Origin of the sequence: Streptomyces luteoverticillatus, assembly GCF_003970715.1 — a bacterium.
GTDB lineage: Bacteria > Actinomycetota > Actinomycetes > Streptomycetales > Streptomycetaceae > Streptomyces > Streptomyces abikoensis.
The window spans coordinates 2,897,757-2,918,098 of sequence record NZ_CP034587.1; the positions used below are offsets into that span (position 1 = coordinate 2,897,757).

General features: G+C 70.8%; 18 protein-coding genes and 1 tRNA gene. 10 read left to right on the forward strand and 9 right to left on the reverse strand.

What is annotated here, in order from left to right; genetic code table 11:
- Positions 1-81 precede the first annotated feature (81 nt).
- Both EKH77_RS12525 and EKH77_RS12530 read right to left on the reverse strand, forming a co-directional pair.
- On the reverse strand, positions 82-933 hold the full coding sequence (locus EKH77_RS12525; protein ID WP_126914475.1) for a MurR/RpiR family transcriptional regulator: 852 nt from the start codon (positions 931-933) through the stop codon (positions 82-84).
- 77 nt (positions 934-1,010) lie between these two features.
- Complete coding sequence (locus EKH77_RS12530; RefSeq protein WP_240667331.1) at positions 1,011-2,372, reverse strand: acyl-CoA synthetase; 1,362 nt, start codon at positions 2,370-2,372, stop codon at positions 1,011-1,013.
- Between the two features lie 108 nt (positions 2,373-2,480).
- Between EKH77_RS12530 and EKH77_RS12535 the strand changes: the two genes are divergently transcribed.
- Positions 2,481-3,014, forward strand: a complete 534-nt coding sequence (locus EKH77_RS12535) for a hypothetical protein (protein WP_240667332.1) — start codon at positions 2,481-2,483, stop codon at positions 3,012-3,014.
- A 344-nt stretch (positions 3,015-3,358) separates the two neighbouring features.
- On the opposite strand, the gene EKH77_RS12540 is transcribed toward EKH77_RS12535, so the two are convergent.
- Entirely contained in the window at positions 3,359-4,756 is a 1,398-nt protein-coding gene (locus tag EKH77_RS12540) for a cystathionine beta-synthase (protein WP_126914477.1), read from the reverse strand.
- 213 nt (positions 4,757-4,969) lie between these two features.
- Here EKH77_RS12540 and EKH77_RS12545 point away from each other — a divergent pair, with 213 nt between their 5' ends.
- The 3 genes from EKH77_RS12545 (at position 4,970) to EKH77_RS12555 (ending at position 8,360) form a co-directional block, all read left to right on the forward strand.
- Positions 4,970-6,034, forward strand: coding sequence for an SGNH/GDSL hydrolase family protein (locus EKH77_RS12545; protein WP_126918040.1), 1,065 nt, complete (start codon positions 4,970-4,972; stop codon positions 6,032-6,034).
- A 39-nt stretch (positions 6,035-6,073) separates the two neighbouring features.
- The gene (locus EKH77_RS12550) at positions 6,074-7,294 is read left to right on the forward strand and encodes an acetyl-CoA C-acetyltransferase (RefSeq protein ID WP_126914478.1); all 1,221 of its coding nucleotides are present in this window, start codon (positions 6,074-6,076) and stop codon (positions 7,292-7,294) included.
- Positions 7,295-7,547: 253 nt separating this feature from the next.
- Positions 7,548-8,360: a hypothetical protein gene (locus tag EKH77_RS12555; protein ID WP_126914479.1), complete on the forward strand. Its 813-nt coding sequence runs from the start codon at positions 7,548-7,550 to the stop codon at positions 8,358-8,360.
- 96 nt (positions 8,361-8,456) lie between these two features.
- Here the strand turns inward: EKH77_RS12555 and EKH77_RS12560 are convergent, their stop codons facing one another.
- Positions 8,457-8,783 carry a hypothetical protein gene (locus EKH77_RS12560; RefSeq protein WP_126914480.1) on the reverse strand — a complete coding sequence of 109 codons (327 nt, stop codon included), beginning with the start codon at positions 8,781-8,783 and terminating at the stop codon, positions 8,457-8,459.
- Between the two features lie 98 nt (positions 8,784-8,881).
- Here EKH77_RS12560 and EKH77_RS12565 point away from each other — a divergent pair, with 98 nt between their 5' ends.
- Positions 8,882-9,112, forward strand: coding sequence for a DUF4287 domain-containing protein (locus EKH77_RS12565; protein WP_126918041.1), 231 nt, complete (start codon positions 8,882-8,884; stop codon positions 9,110-9,112).
- Between the two features lie 88 nt (positions 9,113-9,200).
- Here the strand turns inward: EKH77_RS12565 and EKH77_RS12570 are convergent, their stop codons facing one another.
- Together EKH77_RS12570 and EKH77_RS12575 are read right to left on the reverse strand one after the other, a co-directional pair.
- Positions 9,201-10,088, reverse strand: coding sequence for a Bax inhibitor-1/YccA family protein (locus EKH77_RS12570; protein ID WP_126914481.1), 888 nt, complete (start codon positions 10,086-10,088; stop codon positions 9,201-9,203).
- A 223-nt stretch (positions 10,089-10,311) separates the two neighbouring features.
- Positions 10,312-10,393: transfer RNA gene (locus EKH77_RS12575), tRNA-Leu, on the reverse strand.
- A gap of 436 nt (positions 10,394-10,829) precedes the next feature.
- On the opposite strand from EKH77_RS12575, the gene EKH77_RS12580 reads away from it, so the two are divergent.
- Together EKH77_RS12580 and EKH77_RS12585 are read left to right on the forward strand one after the other, a co-directional pair.
- A complete protein-coding gene (locus EKH77_RS12580; protein ID WP_240667734.1) occupies positions 10,830-11,606 on the forward strand; it encodes an ABC transporter ATP-binding protein in 777 nt (258 codons plus the stop codon).
- Positions 11,607-11,640: 34 nt separating this feature from the next.
- Positions 11,641-14,160: an ABC transporter permease gene (locus EKH77_RS12585; protein WP_126914483.1), complete on the forward strand. Its 2,520-nt coding sequence runs from the start codon at positions 11,641-11,643 to the stop codon at positions 14,158-14,160.
- Between the two features lie 73 nt (positions 14,161-14,233).
- Here EKH77_RS12585 and EKH77_RS12590 read toward each other — a convergent pair whose 3' ends face one another.
- The 3 genes from EKH77_RS12590 to EKH77_RS12600 form a co-directional block, all read right to left on the reverse strand.
- Positions 14,234-15,544 carry an SAM-dependent methyltransferase gene (locus EKH77_RS12590; RefSeq protein ID WP_126914484.1) on the reverse strand — a complete coding sequence of 437 codons (1,311 nt, stop codon included), beginning with the start codon at positions 15,542-15,544 and terminating at the stop codon, positions 14,234-14,236.
- Positions 15,545-15,735: 191 nt separating this feature from the next.
- Complete coding sequence (locus EKH77_RS12595) at positions 15,736-17,112, reverse strand: NAD(P)/FAD-dependent oxidoreductase (RefSeq protein WP_126914485.1); 1,377 nt, start codon at positions 17,110-17,112, stop codon at positions 15,736-15,738.
- A 404-nt stretch (positions 17,113-17,516) separates the two neighbouring features.
- Positions 17,517-17,735 (reverse strand): DUF397 domain-containing protein, encoded by a 219-nt coding sequence (locus tag EKH77_RS12600; protein WP_126914486.1) that lies wholly within the window; start codon positions 17,733-17,735, stop codon positions 17,517-17,519.
- 164 nt (positions 17,736-17,899) lie between these two features.
- On the opposite strand from EKH77_RS12600, the gene EKH77_RS12605 reads away from it, so the two are divergent.
- From EKH77_RS12605 to EKH77_RS12615, 3 genes are all read left to right on the forward strand, one after another.
- Positions 17,900-19,111, forward strand: a complete 1,212-nt coding sequence (locus EKH77_RS12605; RefSeq protein ID WP_126914487.1) for a helix-turn-helix domain-containing protein — start codon at positions 17,900-17,902, stop codon at positions 19,109-19,111.
- A gap of 85 nt (positions 19,112-19,196) precedes the next feature.
- The gene (locus EKH77_RS12610; protein ID WP_164737788.1) at positions 19,197-19,676 is read left to right on the forward strand and encodes a recombinase family protein; all 480 of its coding nucleotides are present in this window, start codon (positions 19,197-19,199) and stop codon (positions 19,674-19,676) included.
- Positions 19,673-19,969 carry a hypothetical protein gene (locus EKH77_RS12615; protein ID WP_126914489.1) on the forward strand — a complete coding sequence of 99 codons (297 nt, stop codon included), beginning with the start codon at positions 19,673-19,675 and terminating at the stop codon, positions 19,967-19,969. The genes EKH77_RS12610 and EKH77_RS12615 overlap by 4 nt, the downstream gene beginning before the upstream one ends.
- Positions 19,970-20,342 lie beyond the last annotated feature (373 nt).

Genomic DNA, 20,342 nt, shown 5'->3' on the forward strand with positions numbered 1-20,342 from the left:
TCCCGTTTCTTTCAGGGGCTCCGCCCCCGAACCCCCGGTCCTCAAACGCCGGACGGGCTGAATTCAGCCCCGCCGGGCCCCTCACTCCACGAACAAGCCCCGCGCAGCGGCCCTCGCGTCGAACTCCTCCAGGCGCGCCTGCGCGTCCGGCAGCGCGTCGCACATCGCCTCCAGGAGCACCCGGCCCAGCAGCATCGGCGCGCACGCCGTGTCGAAGGCGAGGCCCGTGCCGACGGCCGCCGGCAGCAGGACGTCGCTGTGGCGCGCGACGGGGGCGAACGTGGAGTCCGCGACGGTGACGACCGTCAGGCCCGCCCCCCGCGCGTACTCCAGCGCGTCCACCACCTCGCGCGGATGGCGCGGCAGCGCGAAGCACAGCAGGGCGCTGGCCCCGGCGCGGACGGCCGCGTCGATGCGGTCGACGAGGAGCGTGCCGCCCTCGTCGAGGAGCCGTACGTCGGGGTGGACCTTGCGCGCGAAGTAGGCGAAGCCCGCCGCCTGGGCGGTCGCGGCCCGCAGGCCGAGGACGGGCAGCGGGCGCGACGCGGCCAGCAGCCGGCCGGCCCGGGCGACGGGGGCGGGGTCGGCGAGCAGCGAGGCGAGGTGGCGGAGGTTGTCGATCTCGGCCTGCACGGCCTGCTGGTACTCGTTGTACGAGTCCTCGGCGGGCGGCTCGGCGGCGGGGACGACGTCGCGCAGGTGGCGGCGGAGCGCGGGGTAGCCGTCGAAGCCGAGGGCTACCGCGAAGCGGGTCACCGACGGCTGGCTGACCCCGGCGAGCTCGGCGAGTTCGACGCTGGAGAGGAACGGCGCGTCCGCCGAGCGGCGGACCATGCAGTGGGCGATGCGGCGCTGCGTGGGCGTCAGCCGGTGCCCTTCGAAGAGCTTCTGCAGCCGCGCGGTGGCTTCCGGCTCGCCCCCGGTCTCGCTCATGAGCCCTCCTCGGTCAGTCATTCATCCGGTCCGTACCCTGCATGGAATTATGCAGGGTACGGCTCCCGGACCGCGCCTCACAGCGGAGGCAGCAGCTTCTTCTGCGGCTTGCCCATGGCGTTGCGCGGCAACGCGTCCATGAAGCGGATCCGGCGCGGCCGCTTGTGGACGGAGAGGTGGCCCGCCACGAAGTCGATCAGCTCGCGCTCGGCGATCCCGTCGGCCACCACATAGGCGACGATCTCCTGCCCCAGATCGTCGTGCGGCACCCCGACGACCGCCGCCTCACGGACGGCCGGGTGGTCCAGGAGGGCGTTCTCGACCTCCCCGGCGCCGACGCGATACCCGCCCGACTTGATCAGATCGGTGGAAGCCCGGCCCACGATGCGGTGGGTGCCGTCCGGCTCGATCGCGGCGATGTCGCCCGTGCGGAACCAGCCGTCGGCCGTGTACGCGGCCGCCGTCGCCTCGGGGCGGCCCAGGTAGCCGGCGAAGAGCGTCGGGCCGGACACCTCCAGCTCCCCGATGCCGCCCTCCTCCCCCGTCTCCACGACCCGGGTCCGTACGCCCGGCAGCGGCACGCCCACCGCGCCCGGGACGCGCTCGCCGTCCGCGCGGGTGGCGACGGTGATCAGCGTCTCCGTCATGCCGTAGCGCTCGACGGGGCGTTGCCCGGTGAGCGCCTCCAGGTCGCGGAAGACGGGCGCGGGCAGGGCGGCGCTGCCCGACACCAGCAGCCGGGCCCCGGCGAGCGCCCGGGCGGCGGCGTGGTCGCGCGCCACCCGCGACCAGACCGTCGGCACGCCGAAGTAGAGGCTGCCGCCCGCCGCCGCGTACGCCTCCGGCGTGGGGCGGCCGGTGTGGATCAGCCGGCAGCCGGTACGCAGGGCGCCCAGCACGCCCAGGACGAGGCCGTGGACGTGGAAGAGCGGCAGGCCGTGGACGAGGGTGTCCTCGGCCGTCCACTTCCAGGCATCGGCGAGCCCGTCCAGGCCCGCCGCGACGGCGCCGCGCGGGATGAGCGCGCCCTTGGGCGCGCCGGTGGTGCCGGAGGTGTAGAGCACGAGGGCGGTCGACTCCGGGGCCGGCTCGGGCGCGGACCAGGTGCCGCGTTCCCGTATGTCCACGGGGACGTCCTCGCCGAGGACCAGTTCGGCGCCGGAGTCCCGCAGGATGTGGCCGCGCTCGGCGGGCCCGGCGTCCGGCGGCAGCGGTACGACGGGCACCCCGGCGAGCAGGCCGCCGACGACGGCCACGACGGTCTCGGGCTCCGCCGCGGCCCGTACGGCCACGGACGAGGCCCCGGCGATCCGGGCCGCCACCGCGCCCGCCGCGCCCAGGAGTTCCTCCCGCGACAGGGACCGTCCCGCGATGGTGAGGGCGTCCGGACGGTCGGCGGCGTCCGGCGCGACCAGGGACGACAGCAGGGGTTCGGGCACGGAATCGCTCCTTCCACGGGGCCCCGGCGGACCGGGGGGCATCCCCTCTGCGGATACGGGTGCTGGCCCCACTGACGCGGGGCCCTCGCCGACCGTACCGTCGTGGCCATGATGGCCCGTGACACCGATGCCCCGAAGGAACCCGGTCGCGCCGAGGACCCGGTCCCCGACCTGAAGAAGGACTCCGCGCCGCTCCGGGATCCCGAGCTGCGCCGCGAACTGGACGCTACCGCGCACACGCTCAAGGAGCTCGGACCCGAGTACGAGGCGGAGCTCATCGACTCCTTCCTGGAGAAGGTCGGCGAGCGCATCGACCGGCGGATGGACGCCACGGCGGACCGTCAGGTGCGGCGGCATCTCGCCGAGCGGCAGATGAGTGCGGCTCGCGGCGCGGCCGGGCGCGTCCCGGGTGACGGGCCAGCGCCCGGGAGCTTCGGGGAGCGGTTCGGGTTCGCGGCGGTGTCGCTGGTGCTGGCGATCCCGCTGTCGGCGATCGCCGCGTACAACGCGCATCTGCCGGGGTTGCTCGTGACGTGGGCGGGGATCGTGGGGGTGAACGTCGCCCAGGCGGCGCGAATGCCTTTGCGGCGGCGGGCGGGTGACCGCGAGCCGGAGCGGTCCTCCGAGGGCTGGGGTTCGTAAGCGGTCCGGTCGCCTGCGGGCCGGTGGGGGCTGGTCGCGCAGTTCCCCGCGCCCCTATGGGGCGCCGTAGGCGCCCGAAAACGACGAGCGCGGGGGCCGCCGCACCCCGGCTGGTGGCCGGGGTCGGGACGACGGCGGTCCCCGCGGAGGGCGCGGAGCCGGATCCCGGGTGCCGGGATCCGGTGCCGCGTCCGGACGGCTCTGGAGTCCGGGAGCCGCTCCGGAGTTCCTGCCGCCTCGTCACCCCTCACTATGCCGGGCCCGTGTTAAGCCCATGCTGCGTGCGCGTGACGCATACGGACCTTTTACGGGCCGGTAGTTGCCGGTAGTTGGCCGCGGTGTGACTACTTCGTACCGCCGTTGCCGCCCTCGGCGAGGAACGCGAGCAGGTCCTGGCGGCTGACGACGCCCTTGGGCTTGCCCTCGACGAGCACGATGGCCGCGTCCGCCGTGCCGAGGACGTTCATCAGGTCGCCGACCGCCTCGCCGGAGCCGACCTGCGGCAGCGGCGCGCTCATGTGCTTCTCCAGCGGGTCGGAGAGCGAGGCCCGCTGGGCGAACAGCGCGTCCAGCAGGTCGCGTTCGACGACCGAGCCGATGACCTCGGCGGCCATGACGTCGGGGTGGCCGGCGCCGGGCTTGACGATGGGCATCTGCGAGACCCCGTACTCGCGGAGCACCTCGATGGCCTGACCGACCGTCTCCTCGGGGTGCATGTGGACGAGCGAGGGGATGCCGCCGTCCTTGCGGCGCAGCACGTCGGCGACCCGGGCGGCGTCGCCGGGCTCCTCCAGGAAGCCGTAGTCGGCCATCCACTCGTCGTTGAAGATCTTGCTCAGGTAACCGCGGCCGCTGTCCGGCAGGAGCACCACGACGACGTCGTCCTCGCCGAGCTCCTTCGCGATCTCCAGGGCGCTGACGACCGCCATGCCGCAGGAGCCGCCGACCAGCAGGCCCTCCTCCTTGGCGAGGCGGCGCGTCATCTGGAAGGCGTCCTTGTCGGAGACCGCGACGATCCGGTCCGTCACCGTGCCGTCGTAGGCGGAGGGCCAGAAGTCCTCGCCGACGCCCTCGATCAGGTACGGGCGGCCCGAACCGCCGCTGTACACCGAGCCCTCGGGGTCGGAGCCGATGATCTCGACCTTGCCGCCGCTGATCTCCTTCAGGTACCGGCCGGTGCCGCTGATCGTGCCGCCCGTGCCCACGCCCGCGACGAAGTGGGTGATCTTCCCCTCGGTCTGCTCCCAGAGCTCCGGACCGGTGGAGTAGTAGTGCGAGAGCGGGTTGTTGGGGTTGCTGTACTGGTCGGGCTTCCAGGCGTTGGGCGTCTCGCGCACGAGGCGGTCGGAGACGTTGTAGTACGAGTCCGGGTGCTCCGGGTCGACGGCGGTCGGGCAGACGACGACCTCGGCCCCGTACGCACGCAGTACGTTGATTTTGTCCTGGGAAACCTTGTCAGGGCAGACGAAGATGCACTTGTAGCCCTTCTGCTGCGCCACGATCGCGAGACCCACGCCCGTGTTGCCCGAGGTGGGCTCCACGATCGTGCCACCCGGCTTGAGCTCACCGGACTTCTCGGCGGCCTCGATCATCCGCACGGCGATGCGGTCCTTCACCGATCCACCGGGGTTGAAGTACTCCACCTTGGCGAGGACGGTCGCCTTGATGCCTTCGGTCACATGGTTGAGCTTGACGAGCGGGGTGTTGCCAACGAGCTCAATCATCGAATCGTGATACTGCACGGTGATCTCCGCGGTCGGGGGCACTAGCGGTCGTCGCGTGCCCATACCGCCAGCCTAGAGCGCCTTCCACCGCTCCAACGGCGCGTTGCGGAGGCGAGTGCGCGGGGCAACCTGCTCATAGCGCGCACTGGCAAGGGCGCGCCGGGTTCATGAAGCTTTTGTGAAGCGTTTGTAAACCCGCTGTTGGAGCGCTGAGGAGGCTGTCCGGTGTCCATGCTGAGGGCGAGGGCCGCGCGACGGATCGCGGCCGCTGCGGCGTACGGAGGCGGCGGGGTCGGCCTGCTCGGCGGGGCGATGCTCGGGGTGCTGATCACGGAGGTGGCGCTGGCCCGGCGGGTCGTCGGCGGGGCCGGCGGCGCCCCGCCGCACGCGGACGGCCGCTACGGCTCCGCGTTCGTCCACGGGCTGGGGCGGGAGCCGCTGCTGCTGGGCGTGCTGGGCGACTCCACGGCGGCGGGGCAGGGGGTGCACCGGCCCCGGCAGACCCCGGGCGCCCTGCTGGCCTCGGGGCTCGCGGCGGTCGCCGAGCGGCCCGTGGAGCTGCGCAACGTGGCGCTGTCCGGGGCGCAGACCTACGACCTGGAGCGGCAGGTCACCCAGATCCTCTGTGACCCGGAGCGGGTCCCCGACGTCTGCGTGATCATGATCGGGGCGAACGACGTCACCCACCGGGTGCCCGCCACCCGCTCCGTCCGGCTGCTCACGGAGGCCGTGCGCAGACTGCGGGAGGCCGGCTGCGAGGTGGTGGTCGGCACCTGCCCGGACCTGGGCACGATCGAGCCCGTCTACCAGCCGCTGCGCTGGCTGGCCCGGCGGCTGAGCCGGCAGCTCGCGGCGGCGCAGACGATCGGGGTGCTGTCGGCGGGCGGCCGGACGGTCTCGCTGGGCGATCTGCTGGGGCCGGAGTTCGAGGCCAATCCCCGGGAGCTGTTCGGCCCCGACAACTACCACCCGTCGGCCGAGGGTTACGCCACCGCCGCCATGGCCGTGCTGCCCACGCTCTGCGCGACGCTGGGCCTCTGGCCCGAGGACGAGGAACGGCCGGACGCGGCCCGTCGCGAGGGCATCCTGCCGCTGGCCAGGGCGGCCGCCGAGGCGGCCGCCGAGGGCGGCACGGAGGTCACGGCCCGGGGCCGCTGGGCGCTGCTCAAGCACCGCAAGCGGCGGCGGCTGCCGACGGGCCCGGAGGCCGCCCCGAACGGGGAACGGCCCGCCCATACTGGAAAGAGTCCGGCGTCACAGCCCGGAGACCGTGACCCGGGCCGTACTTGCGGGTAACTTCCGGGGAGTCTTCGTTCCCGCGCAACTGGAGCCGTGATGCCCGAAGCCGTGATCGTCTCAACCGCCCGCTCCCCGATCGGTCGCGCCTTCAAGGGCTCCCTGAAGGACCTGCGGCCCGACGACCTCACCGCCACGATCATCCAGGCCGCGCTCGCCAAGATCCCCGGGCTCGACCCGCGCGAGATCGACGACCTGATGCTCGGCTGCGGTCTGCCCGGCGGCGAGCAGGGCCACAACCTCGGCCGCGTCGTGGCCGTGCAGATGGGCATGGACCACCTGCCCGCCACCACGATCACCCGCTACTGCGCCTCGTCCCTGCAGACCTCCCGGATGGCGCTGCACGCCATCAAGGCCGGCGAGGGCGACGTCTTCATCTCGGCGGGCGTCGAGATGGTCTCCCGGTCCGTCAACGGCTCCTCCGACGGCATGCCCGGCACCCACAACCCGCTCTTCGCCGACGCCGAGGCCCGCACGGCCGCCCGCGCCGAGCAGGGCGGCGAGGGCTGGCACGACCCGCGCGAGGACGGCCTGGTCCCGGACGCCTACATCGCGATGGGCCAGACCGCCGAGAACCTCGCCCGTCTCAAGGGCGTCACCCGCGCGGACATGGACGAGTTCGGCGTCCGCTCGCAGAACCTCGCCGAGGAAGCCATCAAGAAGGGCTTCTGGGAGCGCGAGATCACCCCCGTGACGCTGCCCGACGGCACGGTCGTCTCCAAGGACGACGGCCCGCGCGCGGGCGTCACCCTGGAGGGCGTCGCGGGCCTCAAGCCCGTCTTCCGCCCCGACGGCCTGGTCACGGCGGGCAACTGCTGCCCGCTCAACGACGGTGCCGCCGCCCTGGTGATCATGTCCGACACCAAGGCGCGCGAGCTGGGCCTCACCCCGCTGGCCCGGATCGTCTCGACGGGCGTCTCCGCGCTCTCCCCCGAGATCATGGGCTACGGCCCGGTCGAGGCCAGCGAGCAGGCCCTGCGACGGGCGGGGCTGACCATCGGCGACATCGACCTGGTCGAGATCAACGAGGCCTTCGCCGCGCAGGTCATCCCCTCCTACCGCGACCTGGGCATCGACATCGACAAGCTGAACGTCAACGGCGGCGCCATCGCCGTCGGCCACCCCTTCGGCATGACGGGCGCCCGCATCACGGGCACGCTCATCAACTCGCTCCAGTTCCACGACAAGCAGTTCGGCCTGGAGACGATGTGCGTGGGCGGTGGCCAGGGCATGGCCATGGTGATCGAGCGGCTCAGCTGAAGCACCGCTAAAACGCCAGGCGGCAACTGCCGGCAGCACCTATCGGCCACCTTGCCGAAACGTGACTCAATCTCCCCCAGGATGTGACCAACGTCCCGGGGGAGATTCGTTTCCCCAGGTCAGAGTGGTTGAAGGAACAACGTCCGGGCCCTTGGTCCCGTCCGTTTACTGACGTTTTGCACTGTGGGCCTCCGGAGGCATGCGCGAAGCTGAGGTAGGAATTCGGGGGATCCAAGCAACCGGGAGTACGTCAGTGAGCGCCATGTCCCTTGCCCTGCTGATGGGCGCTGCCGCGGCCACGGCCGCGGGCGCCGCCGCCCTGCACAGCACTCGCGGTCTGCGCCGGCAGATCACCGCCCTGCGCGAGGAACTCGCCGCCGCCACGGCCGGCGCCGCCGACGGGCGCGGTGCCGTGCCCGCCGCCCGTACCGCGCCCGTCGCGGAGCTCGCCGAGATACGCGCGGCCGTCGCCGACGCGCTCGCCGAGGAGCGGGAGCGCGAGCTGGCCGAGGCCCGGGCGTTCTGGGCCGCCCAGGAGGCCCGTGACCTGGCCGGGGCCGCCGACGCGCCCGCGCTGCCCGTCGTCCTGCCCGGCCTCGACGACGCCCTCTTCCTGCCCCGCCAGGCCGATCTCGCCGGGCTGGACTTCACCGGGCTGGACCCGCTGGCCGACCTCGAGTCGGAGGCCGCGGACTCCCCGGAGCTGGCGGCGGCCCGCCGCCGCCACCCCTCGCACCCCGACTTCACCCCCGCGGCCCCGTCCGTCACCGACCACGAGCGCACCGTCGAGCGCCTCACCGAGCTCGCCGACGACGGCGTGCCGCTCACGGACGTCCGCCCCGGCCCGCTGGGCACCCTCGACGTCTACGTCTTCGCCGACGGCACCACGGTCTGCATGACCCCCGGGCACCGCGAGACCGCCGAGCGCCTCGCCGAGGCCCTGCGGGCCGGTGACGCGCCCGTCCTGCTGGGCGGCTCCGGGGTCTCCGGCGCCTACGCCCTGACCTTCGAGTGCGCGTCGGGCACGGTCTACGTCCTGGCCGACCGCGTCATCGCGTCGCTCTAGCGACCCGCTGGACGTCCGGTCAGCCGTCTGCGGGTGCGTCGTGGCTGGTCGCGCAGTTCCCCGCGCCCCTTCGGGGCACCACCCCACCGCGCGAGGTCACAGCCCGCAGCGCCCCGCGGCCTCCTCGACCAGCCCCACGGCCCGGGCCACGCCTTCCGTGACCCCACCGGAGGCGAGCAGCGCTTCGGCCAAATCATGGCCGGCCACCGCCACTTGGTCGGCCACGGCGAACATCCCCGCGTCCGGCATCTCCCGTACCGCCGGGGCGTCCGGCTCCTCGATCCGCTGGGTCCACACGGCGAGCTCCCTGGCCAGGGCCAGCGCTTCCGCCGCCGCCCCCCGGCTGAGCCGGGACTGCGGCAGGGTCCGCAGCCGGTCGGCGAAGGTGTCCACGGCGGCCAGAAGAGGTGTCACATCATCCACGCCACGAGACTATGCGCCGCCCGCCGACTGTTGCCAACGCTTGAACACTCGGGCACGGTGACATGAAGGACCATCATTCGACGCGTCCGGAGGCGCCGATGTCCCACGTCTTCTCCGACAAGACCCACCGGAACCTGCTCTCCCGAATCCCCCAGTGCACCGGCCGCGAAGTCGCGGACTGGCTGCGCACGGTCGAAGAAGGCCCCTCCCTGTTCCGTTTCGAGGAGAAGGTCAGCTGGCTGCGCGGCGAGCACAATCTCGCTTACGGCCACGCGAAGGCCATCGTCCACGAGTACGACCTGCGACGAGCGGCGCGAAAGCTGGGCTGAGCCACGCGCCCCGCGAACGGAACAGGCCCGGGAAGGCGACGCCTTCCCGGGCCCTGTCACACCGCGTGGATATATCCACGCGATTGTTTTAGTCGTTGTTCAGGATCGCGATGATCCGGAGGATCTCCGTGTAGATCCAGACGAGCGACAGCGTCAGGCCGAAGGCCGCCAGCCAGGACTCCTCGCGGGGAGCGCCATAGGCCACACCGTCCTCGATCTGCTTGAAGTCGAGCGCCAGGTAGGCAGCGCCCAGCAGCACACCGACGACACCGACCGCGATACCGAGACCACCGCTGCGGAAGCCCAGACCGTCACCGCCGCCGAACACCGCGAACAGGGAGTTCGCGACCATCAGCAGAAGGAAACCGATCGAGGCGCCGATCACGAAGCGCGTGAAACGGCGGTCGACCCGGATGATCCGGGTGCGGTAGACGATCAGGACACCCGCGAAGACGGCCATCGTGCCGAGCACGGCCTGCATCGGGGCGCCATAGGCGATCCCGTTGTAGTACTTGCTGATCACGCCGAGGAACAGACCCTCGAAGGCCGCGTAGGCCAGGATCAGCGCCGGGGAGGGCTTGGCCTTGAACGACTGGATCAGACCCAGCACCATGGCGACGATCGCGGCACCGAAGCCCACGCCGACGGGCAGCGAGAGCGCCCAGGCGGCACCGGCGGCGACGATCACCGTGCCCAGCGTGATGCCGGTCTTGGTGACGACGTCGTCGATCGTCATCCGGCCGGTGGCCCGCGCCGGGGCCTGCTGGCCCTGCTGGAGATCCGGGCCGCCCTGCGCGTACGGGTTCGTCGCGTAGGGGTTGCCGGGCTGGGCGTACGGGTTCCCGGCGTACTGGCCGCTCGCGTACGGGTTCCCCTGGGACGCGGCCCCGGCCTGCGCTCCCGCGCCGAAGCCCGCGTAACCGCTGTTGTCGCGGCTGAACCCCCGTCGCGAGAAGACCGGGTTGCTGCTCCTCATCTCACTCCTCCGTGGCCACCCTGCGCGGCCTTGGCGTCAAGGGTAATAGGGGAGCAAAGAAAAGGCCCTCCTGCTACGGGACGATCTTTTCCTCGCCGGACCCCGTACCGGACAACGCGAACCGGCGGCGGCCGGTTCCGGGAGAACCACGAATTGCGGCACTCTTAACGCGATGGCCACACCAATACGGGATGACTCGCCGAGTGATCGCGAAGTGATGAGGTGCCCGGAGCCGGACTTGAACCGGCACGGCCCGAGGGCCAGCGAGGTTTAAGCTCGCCGTGTCTGCATTCCACCATCCGGGCGGGGGACTCTCGGGCAGCCCGACGGTGAGGCGCGCGAGCCTCCCCATCAAGGAGAGCAGCACGAGCCTAGCCGGGGCACGCCCCCCAAACAGCGGAACATCGACCCGAGGTTGTCTTATTTTATGGGCAACTGAGCCCCCGTCAGTGCTGGGATGACGCCCTTGGCACATGCCAGAGGCCGATCTCCGCCGTTCACCACCCCGCCCTCACGGTGAACCGGAATTGTCGCAATCTCGTCGCCCTCGGTAAGGGTCTGTCTCCTACCCAGGGATGACAGGGCCCTCCCGGCATACCTCCGGAGACTGTCCCGGGAACGGGAGCTACGGCTGATCCCGGCGGCCGAAGCGCGTCGGACCATGGTGTACGTGCCCTGAATCCGAGGACGACGAGTCCCGGAGCCCGCCGTCCCGACAGGAGAGGCCCCACCGTGACCACCATGCCCTTCGGCGCCCCGACCGCCGTCCGCAGCAGCACCGCTGTGGCCGCCCGCGCCACGGACCTGACCAAGGTCTACGGCCAGGGCGAGACCCAGGTGGTCGCCCTGGACGCCGTCTCCGTGGACTTCCGGCAGGCCGAGTTCACCGCGATCATGGGCCCCTCCGGCTCCGGCAAGTCCACGCTCATGCACTGCATGGCCGGACTCGACACCGTCTCCGGCGGCTCGGCCCGCATCGGCGACGTCGAGCTCACCGGGCTGAACGACAAGAAGCTCACGCGCCTGCGCCGCGACAAGATCGGCTTCATCTTCCAGGCCTTCAACCTGCTGCCGACGCTCACCGCCCTGGAGAACATCACGCTCCCCATGGACATCGCCGGCCGCAAGCCCGACCAGCAGTGGCTCAACATGGTCGTCGACACCGTCGGCCTGTCCGGGCGCCTCAAGCACCGCCCGAACCAGCTCTCCGGTGGTCAGCAGCAGCGCGTCGCCGTGGCCCGCGCCCTCGCGGGCCGGCCGGAGATCATGTTCGCCGACGAGCCCACCGGCAACCTCGACTCCCGCTCCGGCGCCGAGGTCCTCGGCTTCCTGCGCAACTCCGTGCGCGAGCTCGGACAGACGGTCGTCATGGTCACCCACGACCCCGTCGCCGCCTCCTACGCGGACCGCGTCGTCTTCCTCGCCGACGGCCGCATCGTCGACGAGATGCGCGAGCCCACCGCCGACGCCGTGCTCGACCGCATGAAGCGGTTCGACGCCAAGGGCCGCACGAGCTGATCCCCGCCGGACTCGAACCTCAGGACTGAACCCCATGTTCCGCACCGCGCTGCGCAATGTGCTCGCGCACAAGGCCCGGCTGCTGATGACCGTCCTCGCCGTCATGCTCGGCGTGGCCTTCGTCTCCGGCACCCTGGTCTTCACCTCGACCATCTCCGACGCCTTCCAGAAGAGCTCCGAGAAGGGCTTCACGAACGTCGACGTCGCCGTCCAGCCCCACAGGGGCAGCGGCGACGAGAACACCCCGGGCGCCGTGCCCAGGCTCTCGCAGAGCCTGCTCGACCAGGCCGCCAAGGTCCCCGGCGCCGCCTCCGCCACCGGCACCGTCAGCGGCTTCGCGGCGATAGCCGACAAGAAGGGCAAGCTGATAGGCGAGGGCTTCTCCTCGTCCGGCGCCAACTACTACGCGGCACAGGGCGGCAAGGACCCCCGCTACCCGCTGAAGTCAGGCCGCGCGCCCCAGGGCCCCGGTGAGATCGCGCTCGATGCGAAGACCGCCGACCGGGCCGGCTACAAGGTCGGCGACACCGTCCGCGTCTCCGTCGACGGCCCCGTGCTCCAGCAGAAGCTCAGCGGCGTCTTCACCACCGACGACGGCAACGTCTCCGCCGGCGGCAGCCTCGCCCTGTTCGACACCGCCACCGCGCAGAAGCTCTACGGCAAGCCCGGCGGCTTCGACGAGATCCACCTGAAGGCCGCCGCGGGCACCTCGCAGACCGCCCTCAAGGCCGCCGTCGAGAAGGTCCTCCCCAAGGACGCCGAGGCCACCACCGGCAAGCAGCTCGCGGACGAGCAGAGCCGGATGATCTCCCAGTCCATGGACGGCATGCGGACCAGCCTGCTGGTCTTCGCGGGCATCGCCCTCTTCGTCGGCATCTTCATCATCGCCAACACCTTCACCATGCTGGTCGCCCAGCGCACCAAGGAGCTGGCCCTGCTGCGCGCCGTCGGCGCGAGCCGCCGCCAGGTCACCCGCTCGGTGCTCATCGAGGCGTTCGTCGTGGGCACGGTCGCCGGTGTGACCGGTCTGGTCGCGGGCATCGGCATCGGCGCGGGCCTGCGGTCGCTGATCGGCGGCACGGGCGCCACCATCCCGGACGGCCCGCTGGTCATCTCCCCCAGCACGGTCCTGGTCTCGATGGTCGTCGGCATCGTCGTCACCATGCTCGCCGCCTGGCTGCCCGGCCGCCGCGCCGCGAAGATCCCGCCGGTCGCCGCGATGAACAGCGTCCACGCCGTGGCCACCACCAAGTCCCTGGTCGTCCGCAACTCCATCGGCGGCGTCATCAGCGCCATCGGTGCCGCGATCGTCCTGACCGCCACCAGCTCGACCATGATGGGCCTGGGCGCGGGCCTCGTCCTCATCGGCGTGTTCGTGCTGACGCCGCTGCTGTCCCGCCCGGTGATCGCCGCCGCGGCGCCGCTGCTGCGCCCCTTCGGGATGACCGGCAAGCTCGCCCGGCAGAACGCGGTCCGCAACCCGCGCCGCACCGCCGCCACCGCCTCCGCGCTGATGATCGGCCTCACCCTGATCACCGGTCTGACCGTCATCGCCGGCAGCATGCAGCAGGCCATCGACAAGATGGCCACGGGCTCCCTGAAGGCCGACTACGTCGTCTCCATGGCCAGCATGACCCCGCTGTCCACCGATGTGGAGAAGAAGCTCGCCGGCCACCCGGACGTCGTCGCCTCCAGCCCGCTGCGCTCCTCCCCGGCCCGGATCAACGGCGACCACCAGAGCCTCACGGGCGTCAACGGCAAGGACATGGGCAAGCTGACGAACCTCGACTTCACGTCGGGCTCGTTCGCCGCCCTCTCCGGTGACAAGGTCCTCGTGGACGACGCCACGGCCCGCACCAAGCACTGGAAGCTCGGCTCCTCCTTCGACGTCACCTTCGAGGACGGCAAGAAGGGCACGCTGACGGTCGGCGGCGTCTACAAGGGCAACGACCTGATGCGCGGCGTCTGGATCGACGCCCCCACCCTGGCCCCCCACCAGAAGCAGATCGACGACCGCCAGGTGATGGTCAAGGTCAAGGGCGGCGCCGACGAGAAGGTCAAGGACTCCCTCGCCAAGGCCCTCGGCGACAACCCCGCCATCCAGATCCAGACCAAGCAGGACATCTCCGACGGCATCTCCAAGGCCATCGGCCTGCTGCTGAACATGCTCTACGGCCTGCTGGCCATGGCCGTGGTGGTCGCCGTCCTCGGCGTCGTCAACACCCTGGCGATGTCCGTCTTCGAGCGTCAGCAGGAGATCGGCATGCTCCGCGCCATCGGCCTGGACCGCAAGGGCATCAAGCGGATGGTGCGCCTGGAATCCCTGATCATCTCGCTCTTCGGCGGTGTGATGGGCATCGGCCTGGGCGTCTTCTTCGGCTGGGCCGCGGGCGACCTCATCAAGAAGGCCGTGAGCACCTACGAGCTGGTGCTCCCCTGGGAACGGATGGGCCTGTTCCTGCTGCTGGCCGCCCTGGTCGGCGTGCTGGCCGCGCTGTGGCCCGCCCGCCGGGCGGCGAAGCTCAACATGCTGGCGGCCATCAAGGCCGAGTAGCACTCCCTTGGTACGAACGGGCCGGGCCCCGCGGCATCAGCCGCGGGGCCCGGCCTTTTTCCGTCTCCGGGTCTCAGTTCCAGCTCCGCGTGCGCAGCGGAAGCCCCGGATCCCCGGACTCGGGGGTACGGATCGCCAGCACCTGGTTGACGCCGATGCGGTTGCGCTCGAAGGACAGCGCGGAGGCGGCCATGTAGAGCCGCCAGACGCGGGCGCGGCCCGGGGAGGTCAGCCGCACGGCCTCGTCCCAGTGCGCCTCCAGGTTGGCCACCCAGCTCCGCAGGGTGAGCGCGTAGTGCTCGCGCAGCGCCTCGACGTCCCGGACCTCGAAGCCGGCCTCCTCCAGCTGGGCCACGGTACGGCCGACGGGCGCGAGCTCGCCGTCGGGGAAGACGTAGCGGTCGATGAACTCGTCGACGCGGTAGCCGTCCTCGTCCTTCAGCGGGCGGCGGGCGATCTGGTGGTTGAGCAGCCGGCCGCCGGGCCGCAGGAGGGCGTACAGGCCGGCGGCGTACTCGGCGTAGCGCGCGGAGCCGACGTGCTCGGCCATGCCGATGGAGGAGACGGCGTCGAAGGGGCCGTCGGAGACCTCGCGATAGTCCTGGACGCGGACCTCTATCCGGTCCGCCAGACCGGCCTCGGCGGCCCGCTTGCGGGCGTAGGCGGCCTGCTCCTCGGAGAGGGTGACGGCGACGACGTCCGCCCCGTACTCGCGGGCGGCGTGCAGAGCCATCGAGCCCCAGCCGCAGCCGACGTCCAGCAGCCGCGTTCCGGGTTTGAGCGCCAGCTTGCGGCAAACAAGGTCGAGCTTGGCGCGCTGGGCCTCTTCCAGTGTGGACTCGGGGCTCTCCCAGTACGCGCAGGAGTAGACCATGGAGGGGCCGAGGACGTGCTCGTAGAAGGTGTTGCCGACGTCGTAGTGGTGGCTGATGGCCTGCTTGTCGCGGCGCAGTGTGTGGAGGGGGCCGCCGGCCCTGCGGGCCTCTTCGGCGGGCGGGGCGGGCGGTGTCCAGGGCCCGGTGAGCTTCAGCAGCTCACGGCCCACGGCGCGGATCTCCGGGTCGCGCAGGGCCTTGAGGACGGCCGTGGGACCGGTGGGGCGGGCGGCGTCCTCGTCGCGCTCCCAGAAGAACCCGGCGAGCAGCCCGAGGGCCTCGTAGAGATCGCCCTCGACGTCGAGGTCCCCGGCGACCCAGGCGCGGGCCAGGCCGAGCTCACCGGGCTGCCACAGCAGCCGGCGCAGGGCGCGCCGGCGCCGGACGATCAGTACGGGGGTGCCGGGCGGGCCCGACTCGCTGCGGTCCCAGGCCCGTACCCGGAGCGGGAGCGGGGCGCCCAGGGCGCGCTCCGCGAGCGCGGTGAGCCGTCGAGCGGCCTCGGCCATGTCGCACACCTCCATGATGAAGGGTCAGCAGATCGTTTTCGCCTGACACCTGAAACACCGGCAGGTCGTGCTCTAGTCCTTCCCCGCGCGGGGGATTCGCCCTCTTCCCGGGTACTCCGGGTACGCCGAAGGGCGTCCACCCCACGGATAGGCGGACGCCCTTCGACTGCTGTTCAGTTAGTGACCGGAAGTCAGGAGGCCTTGGCCTTCTCGGTCTTGGCGGGAGCCTGCGGGGCCGGCTTGGCGGCCTCGTAGAACTCCTCGCGCGGGTTCTCCATGGCGCGCAGGGAGACGACCTCGCGCTTGAGGAACATGCCCAGGGTCCAGTCCGCGAAGATGCGGATCTTACGGTTCCAGGTCGGCATGGCCATGCCGTGGTAGCCACGGTGCATGTACCAGGCGAGACGGCCCTTGAGCTTGATCTTGGTCTTGCCCATGACGATCATCGCGACGCCCTTGTGGAGGCCGAGACCGGCCACCGCGCCCTTGTTGGCGTGCGAGTACGTCTTCTGCGGGAAGCCGCGCATGCCGGACAGGACGTTGTCGCCGAGGACCTTGGCCTGGCGCAGCGCGTGCTGGGCGTTGGGCGGGCACCAGGCGTTCTCGTTGCCGGCCTTGCGGCCGACCATGTCCGGGACCTGGGCGTTGTCGCCCGCGGCCCAGATGTAGTCGGTGCCCTGGACCTGGAGGGTCTCGGAGGTGTCGACGTGGCCGCGCGGGCCCAGCGGCAGGCCGAAGCGGGCCAGGGCCGGGTTGGGCTTGACGCCCGCGGTCCACACGATCGTGTTGGAGTCGACCTCGAGGCCGTTCTTCAGCACGACGTGGCCGTCGACGCAGGAGTCCATGGAGGTCGAGAGGTAGATCTCGACGCCGCGGCTCTCCAGGTGCTTCTTGCCGTACTCGCCGAGCTTGGGGCCGACCTCGGGGAGGATCTTGTCGGCGGCGTCGACGAGGATGAAGCGCATGTCCTCGCGCTTCACGTTCGGGTAGTACTTGGCGGCGTCGCGCGCCATGTCCTCGACCTCGCCGATCGTCTCGGCGCCGGCGAAGCCACCACCGATGAAGACGAAGGTCAGCGCCTTGCGGCGGATCTCCTCGTCCTTCGTCGAGTCGGCCTTGTCGAGCTGCTCGAGAACGTGGTTGCGCAGACCGATGGACTCCTCGATGCCCTTCATGCCGATGCCGTTCTCGGCGAGGCCGGGGATCGGGAAGGTGCGCGAGACAGCGCCGAGCGCGATCACCAGGTAGTCGAAGGGCAGCTCGTACGCCTCGCCGACGAGCGGCGCGATCGTGGCCACCTTGCGGTCCTGGTCGATCGTGGTAACACGGCCGGTGAGAACCTCCGCCTTGGGCAGGACGCGGCGCAGCGGCACCACGACGTGGCGCGGCGAAATGCTGCCGGCGGCTGCTTCAGGAAGGAAGGGCTGGTACGTCATGTACGAGCGCGGGTCGACGACCGTGACGGTCGCCTCGCCATACCGCATCTTCTTGAGGATGCGGCGCGCCGCGTACAGGCCGACGTACCCACCGCCTACTACGAGGATCCGTGGACGCTCCGTGGTGCTCATGATTCGAGTATCCAGCACTCTCCCATGGGGTGCTCGTGAGCCCCTTCACAAGGCCTCGAAAGGGGTCTGCTACACTCCGCCGCCCCCGTGATGGACGCCATACCTCCGCAAGGGAACCGCAACGTCCGTGCGGGCGTTGAGCACCCCCGCTGAACTGGCCTTGGGGCGCTCGGGGCGACTGGACCACCGCCCGGCCGGCCCCCGCATAAGGCTCTCTTTAACACGGCCGAAACCGGCTGGTTTCCCACCGCCAACCCCCCGGAGGGCCCGAAAGAGGGGCCGAAGGCCCCCTTCCGAGGTTCCGGGGCCGCTTTTTCATGTGAAGGATTTCACGAACATTTCCCGAGGGGCTGTCCAGGGGGCGTCCGGTACGTCCCATAAGGGCCGCTCCGGGGGGCCCGGGCCTACCCGAGTCCGCCGACGCGAACCGCCTCGACGAAGCCGCGGATCTGCCGGTGGTTGAACAGGAGCGCGGGCCCTGTAGGGCGCTTGCTGTCCCGCACCGCGACCACTTCCTCTTCCTCGCCCACGATGCCGACCTCCACACAGTCGGACACCGCCCCGGACGCGCTCGCCTTCCACCACCGCGCGGGAAGTATCGAGGCGTCGTCAACGTGGGTCATGCCGTCTTCCTTATCTCTGCGATGCGCTCGGCGGACGCCTCCGGCGCGAGCGCCGCAGCGCTCAGCCGTTCCGTTTTGCGTTGTTGACGCTCACCCCGACCAGCCCCTGCGCACCGGCCTACCATCGGAACGACGCCGAGCTCTACTAACTCCCCGAGGTGAACGTGAGCAGCTGGGCCAATATGACCACCGGAGCGCGGATCAAGCATCTGCGCGGCTCCGATCTGACGCAGCAAGGGCTCGCCGAAGCTGCGGGCGTATCCCTTGCGTTGGTGCAGAAGGCCGAGCAGGATCGCGGCGAACTCTCGGTCGGTTCGCTTCTGAAACTCGCCAACGCCTTTAACACCGACGTGGGCACGATACTGGGCCAGCAGGCGCCGCGCCGCGGCATGACCCGAACGGACCGCGCCGCGCTGCGTCGGCTGTCCGACGCCGTACATGAAAGCGCCCTCGGCGCATGGGAAGGCATTGACGACCCGAGCAGCGTCGCCGAGTTGGCCAGGGCACGCGACCTCGCATGGTCGGCTTTCTGGAGCAGCAATACAGCGGATATCAGCACCTATGCCTCGAAAGTCCTCATGGAGGGACAAGTGAGGTATGAATCCGCAACTGGTTCCGAACGGGAGCAAGTTGGCCTCATCCTGGCCAGCACCTACCGCGTCGCCGCTTCCTGTTCGAATGGCTTCGGACTCCGGGACCTCGCCCTGAGCGCGCTCACCTCAGCGAAGCACCACGCCAAAGAGGTGGACGACCCGATCATGACGGCGCTGCTCGAGTCCACGCTGTCATGGATCTACCTGCGCGGCGCCAAGACGGCACGCTCGCAGGCAGTGGCCGAACGTGCCGCACTCGCGGTCGAACCTTCCTTCAGGAAGGCCGACCGCCCCCGACTCATCGCATACGGACGCCTCATGATCTCCGCAGCCGTGGCCGCGTCACGCCGCGAGGACGAGACCGGCGCCGCCGACTACATTTCACAGGCGCACGCCGCTGCCGCCCGCCTCGGCAGCGACGAAAAGCTCTGGGGAACCGCGTTCGGTCCCACCGCCGCGAAGACAGAAGCGGTCGGCATCCACGTCGCCCTCAAGAACTACGGGAAGGCGTTGAAACTCGCGAACCAAAAAGGCATGAGCGACATCCCCGCCCAGATGTCCAAGGTAGCGAGGAACAGGTACAAACTCGACATCGCCCTTGCCCAGTGCGCCGCAGGACTCTACGACCAAGCCGCGGACGTCCTCATCGAGGTTGGTCTCGACGCTCCCGAGTGGGTCCGCCACCAAGCCCTCCCCGGCGTGATCGGTCAGCGGATCGCGAAGGTTTCCACGGCGAAGGTGCGACACATCAGCAACGTCATCGGCGTTCCCTTGATCGCGTAGGTGATACGGAGCGTGCGAGTTCTCGGCGATGATCTCGCCAAGTCGTACGCTCCGTCGCTTCACCAGCGGCTTCGCCAAGAGCACCATGCCCGTCATGCTCAACAATCAGAGTCCCGACTCCCACGAGCCACCGGGCGTGCGCCGAACCGAGCGCGACCAGCAGCGCCGCCGCGCCCTGGCAGACGCGGCGGCCGGCTTTTCACCGTCGACCGGGCGGGTGAAGTGCCTCATCTATCTGTCCGGCAGCGACGATGCCCTCACCCGGCAGGCCCGCGACACGTGCGAGGAAGCGGCCGAAGCGTTCTGCTGGGAGGTCGCGGACGTCATCGAAGAGGACGACGCCCAGCCCGCCCCCAGGGAGCGCGGCGGCCTGTCACAAGCGCTCAGCCGCCTCTGCGAAGGCGAGATCGACGGCATCGTCACGGGTTGGCCCTCGATGATCTCCCCCTCGGCCGCCGAACGCGAAAGCGTCGAACAGGAGGTCCGCCAGGTCGGCGGATTCCTGTACACCGCGAAGCCGGCGGACCCGGCCGCCTCGGGTACCACCGCCGGGGGGACGACGTGACGTCGAAGCCGGATCGCACCGCCCTGATCGGGCAGGTGGTGAACGACTCCGACACGGGCCGAATCGGCAAGGTCATGGACAAGGTCGGACCGCGCTACCAACTGCGCCGCCTCGACGGCGGTCGCGAGTGGGAGGCGAAGGGCGACTCCCTCGAAGTCGTCATCCCACTGCGATGCAAATACATCGCCAGACTCAAGGCCGAGCGCAGGAAGGCGCTGGAAGCGGGCCACCCCGACGCCGCCCACCGGTTCACCGTGGCCATGTGTCGCCACCTGCGGGTGATGCACCCATGAGTTGGCTTGCGTACCTCCTTCGCCAGCTCCGGCGCATCGCGAAACCGACGCCGCCGCCTTCGAAGACCGCCGAGGCGCCGTCAGTTCCCGCGCCACCGGCAAGGCGCCTCACATGGGCTGAGGCGTGCGGACCGTTCTTCTCTCCGCCTGCCATGCCGGACCCGGATCTTCCGGCCGCCGTCCGTCGCCACTACGCGCCCGTGGTGTGCCCGGCCTGCCAGGGCACCCGCCTCCCGCAGCAGACCACCCAATAGCGGCGATCCGGCACCCCGGCCCCGGCCGTGCCCCTACGATCCGGGACCACACACCCCATCCCCAGACCCCTGTTCGGTCGCCGCCTCACAACGGTGAGGGCCGTCGACGGCCGGGCAGG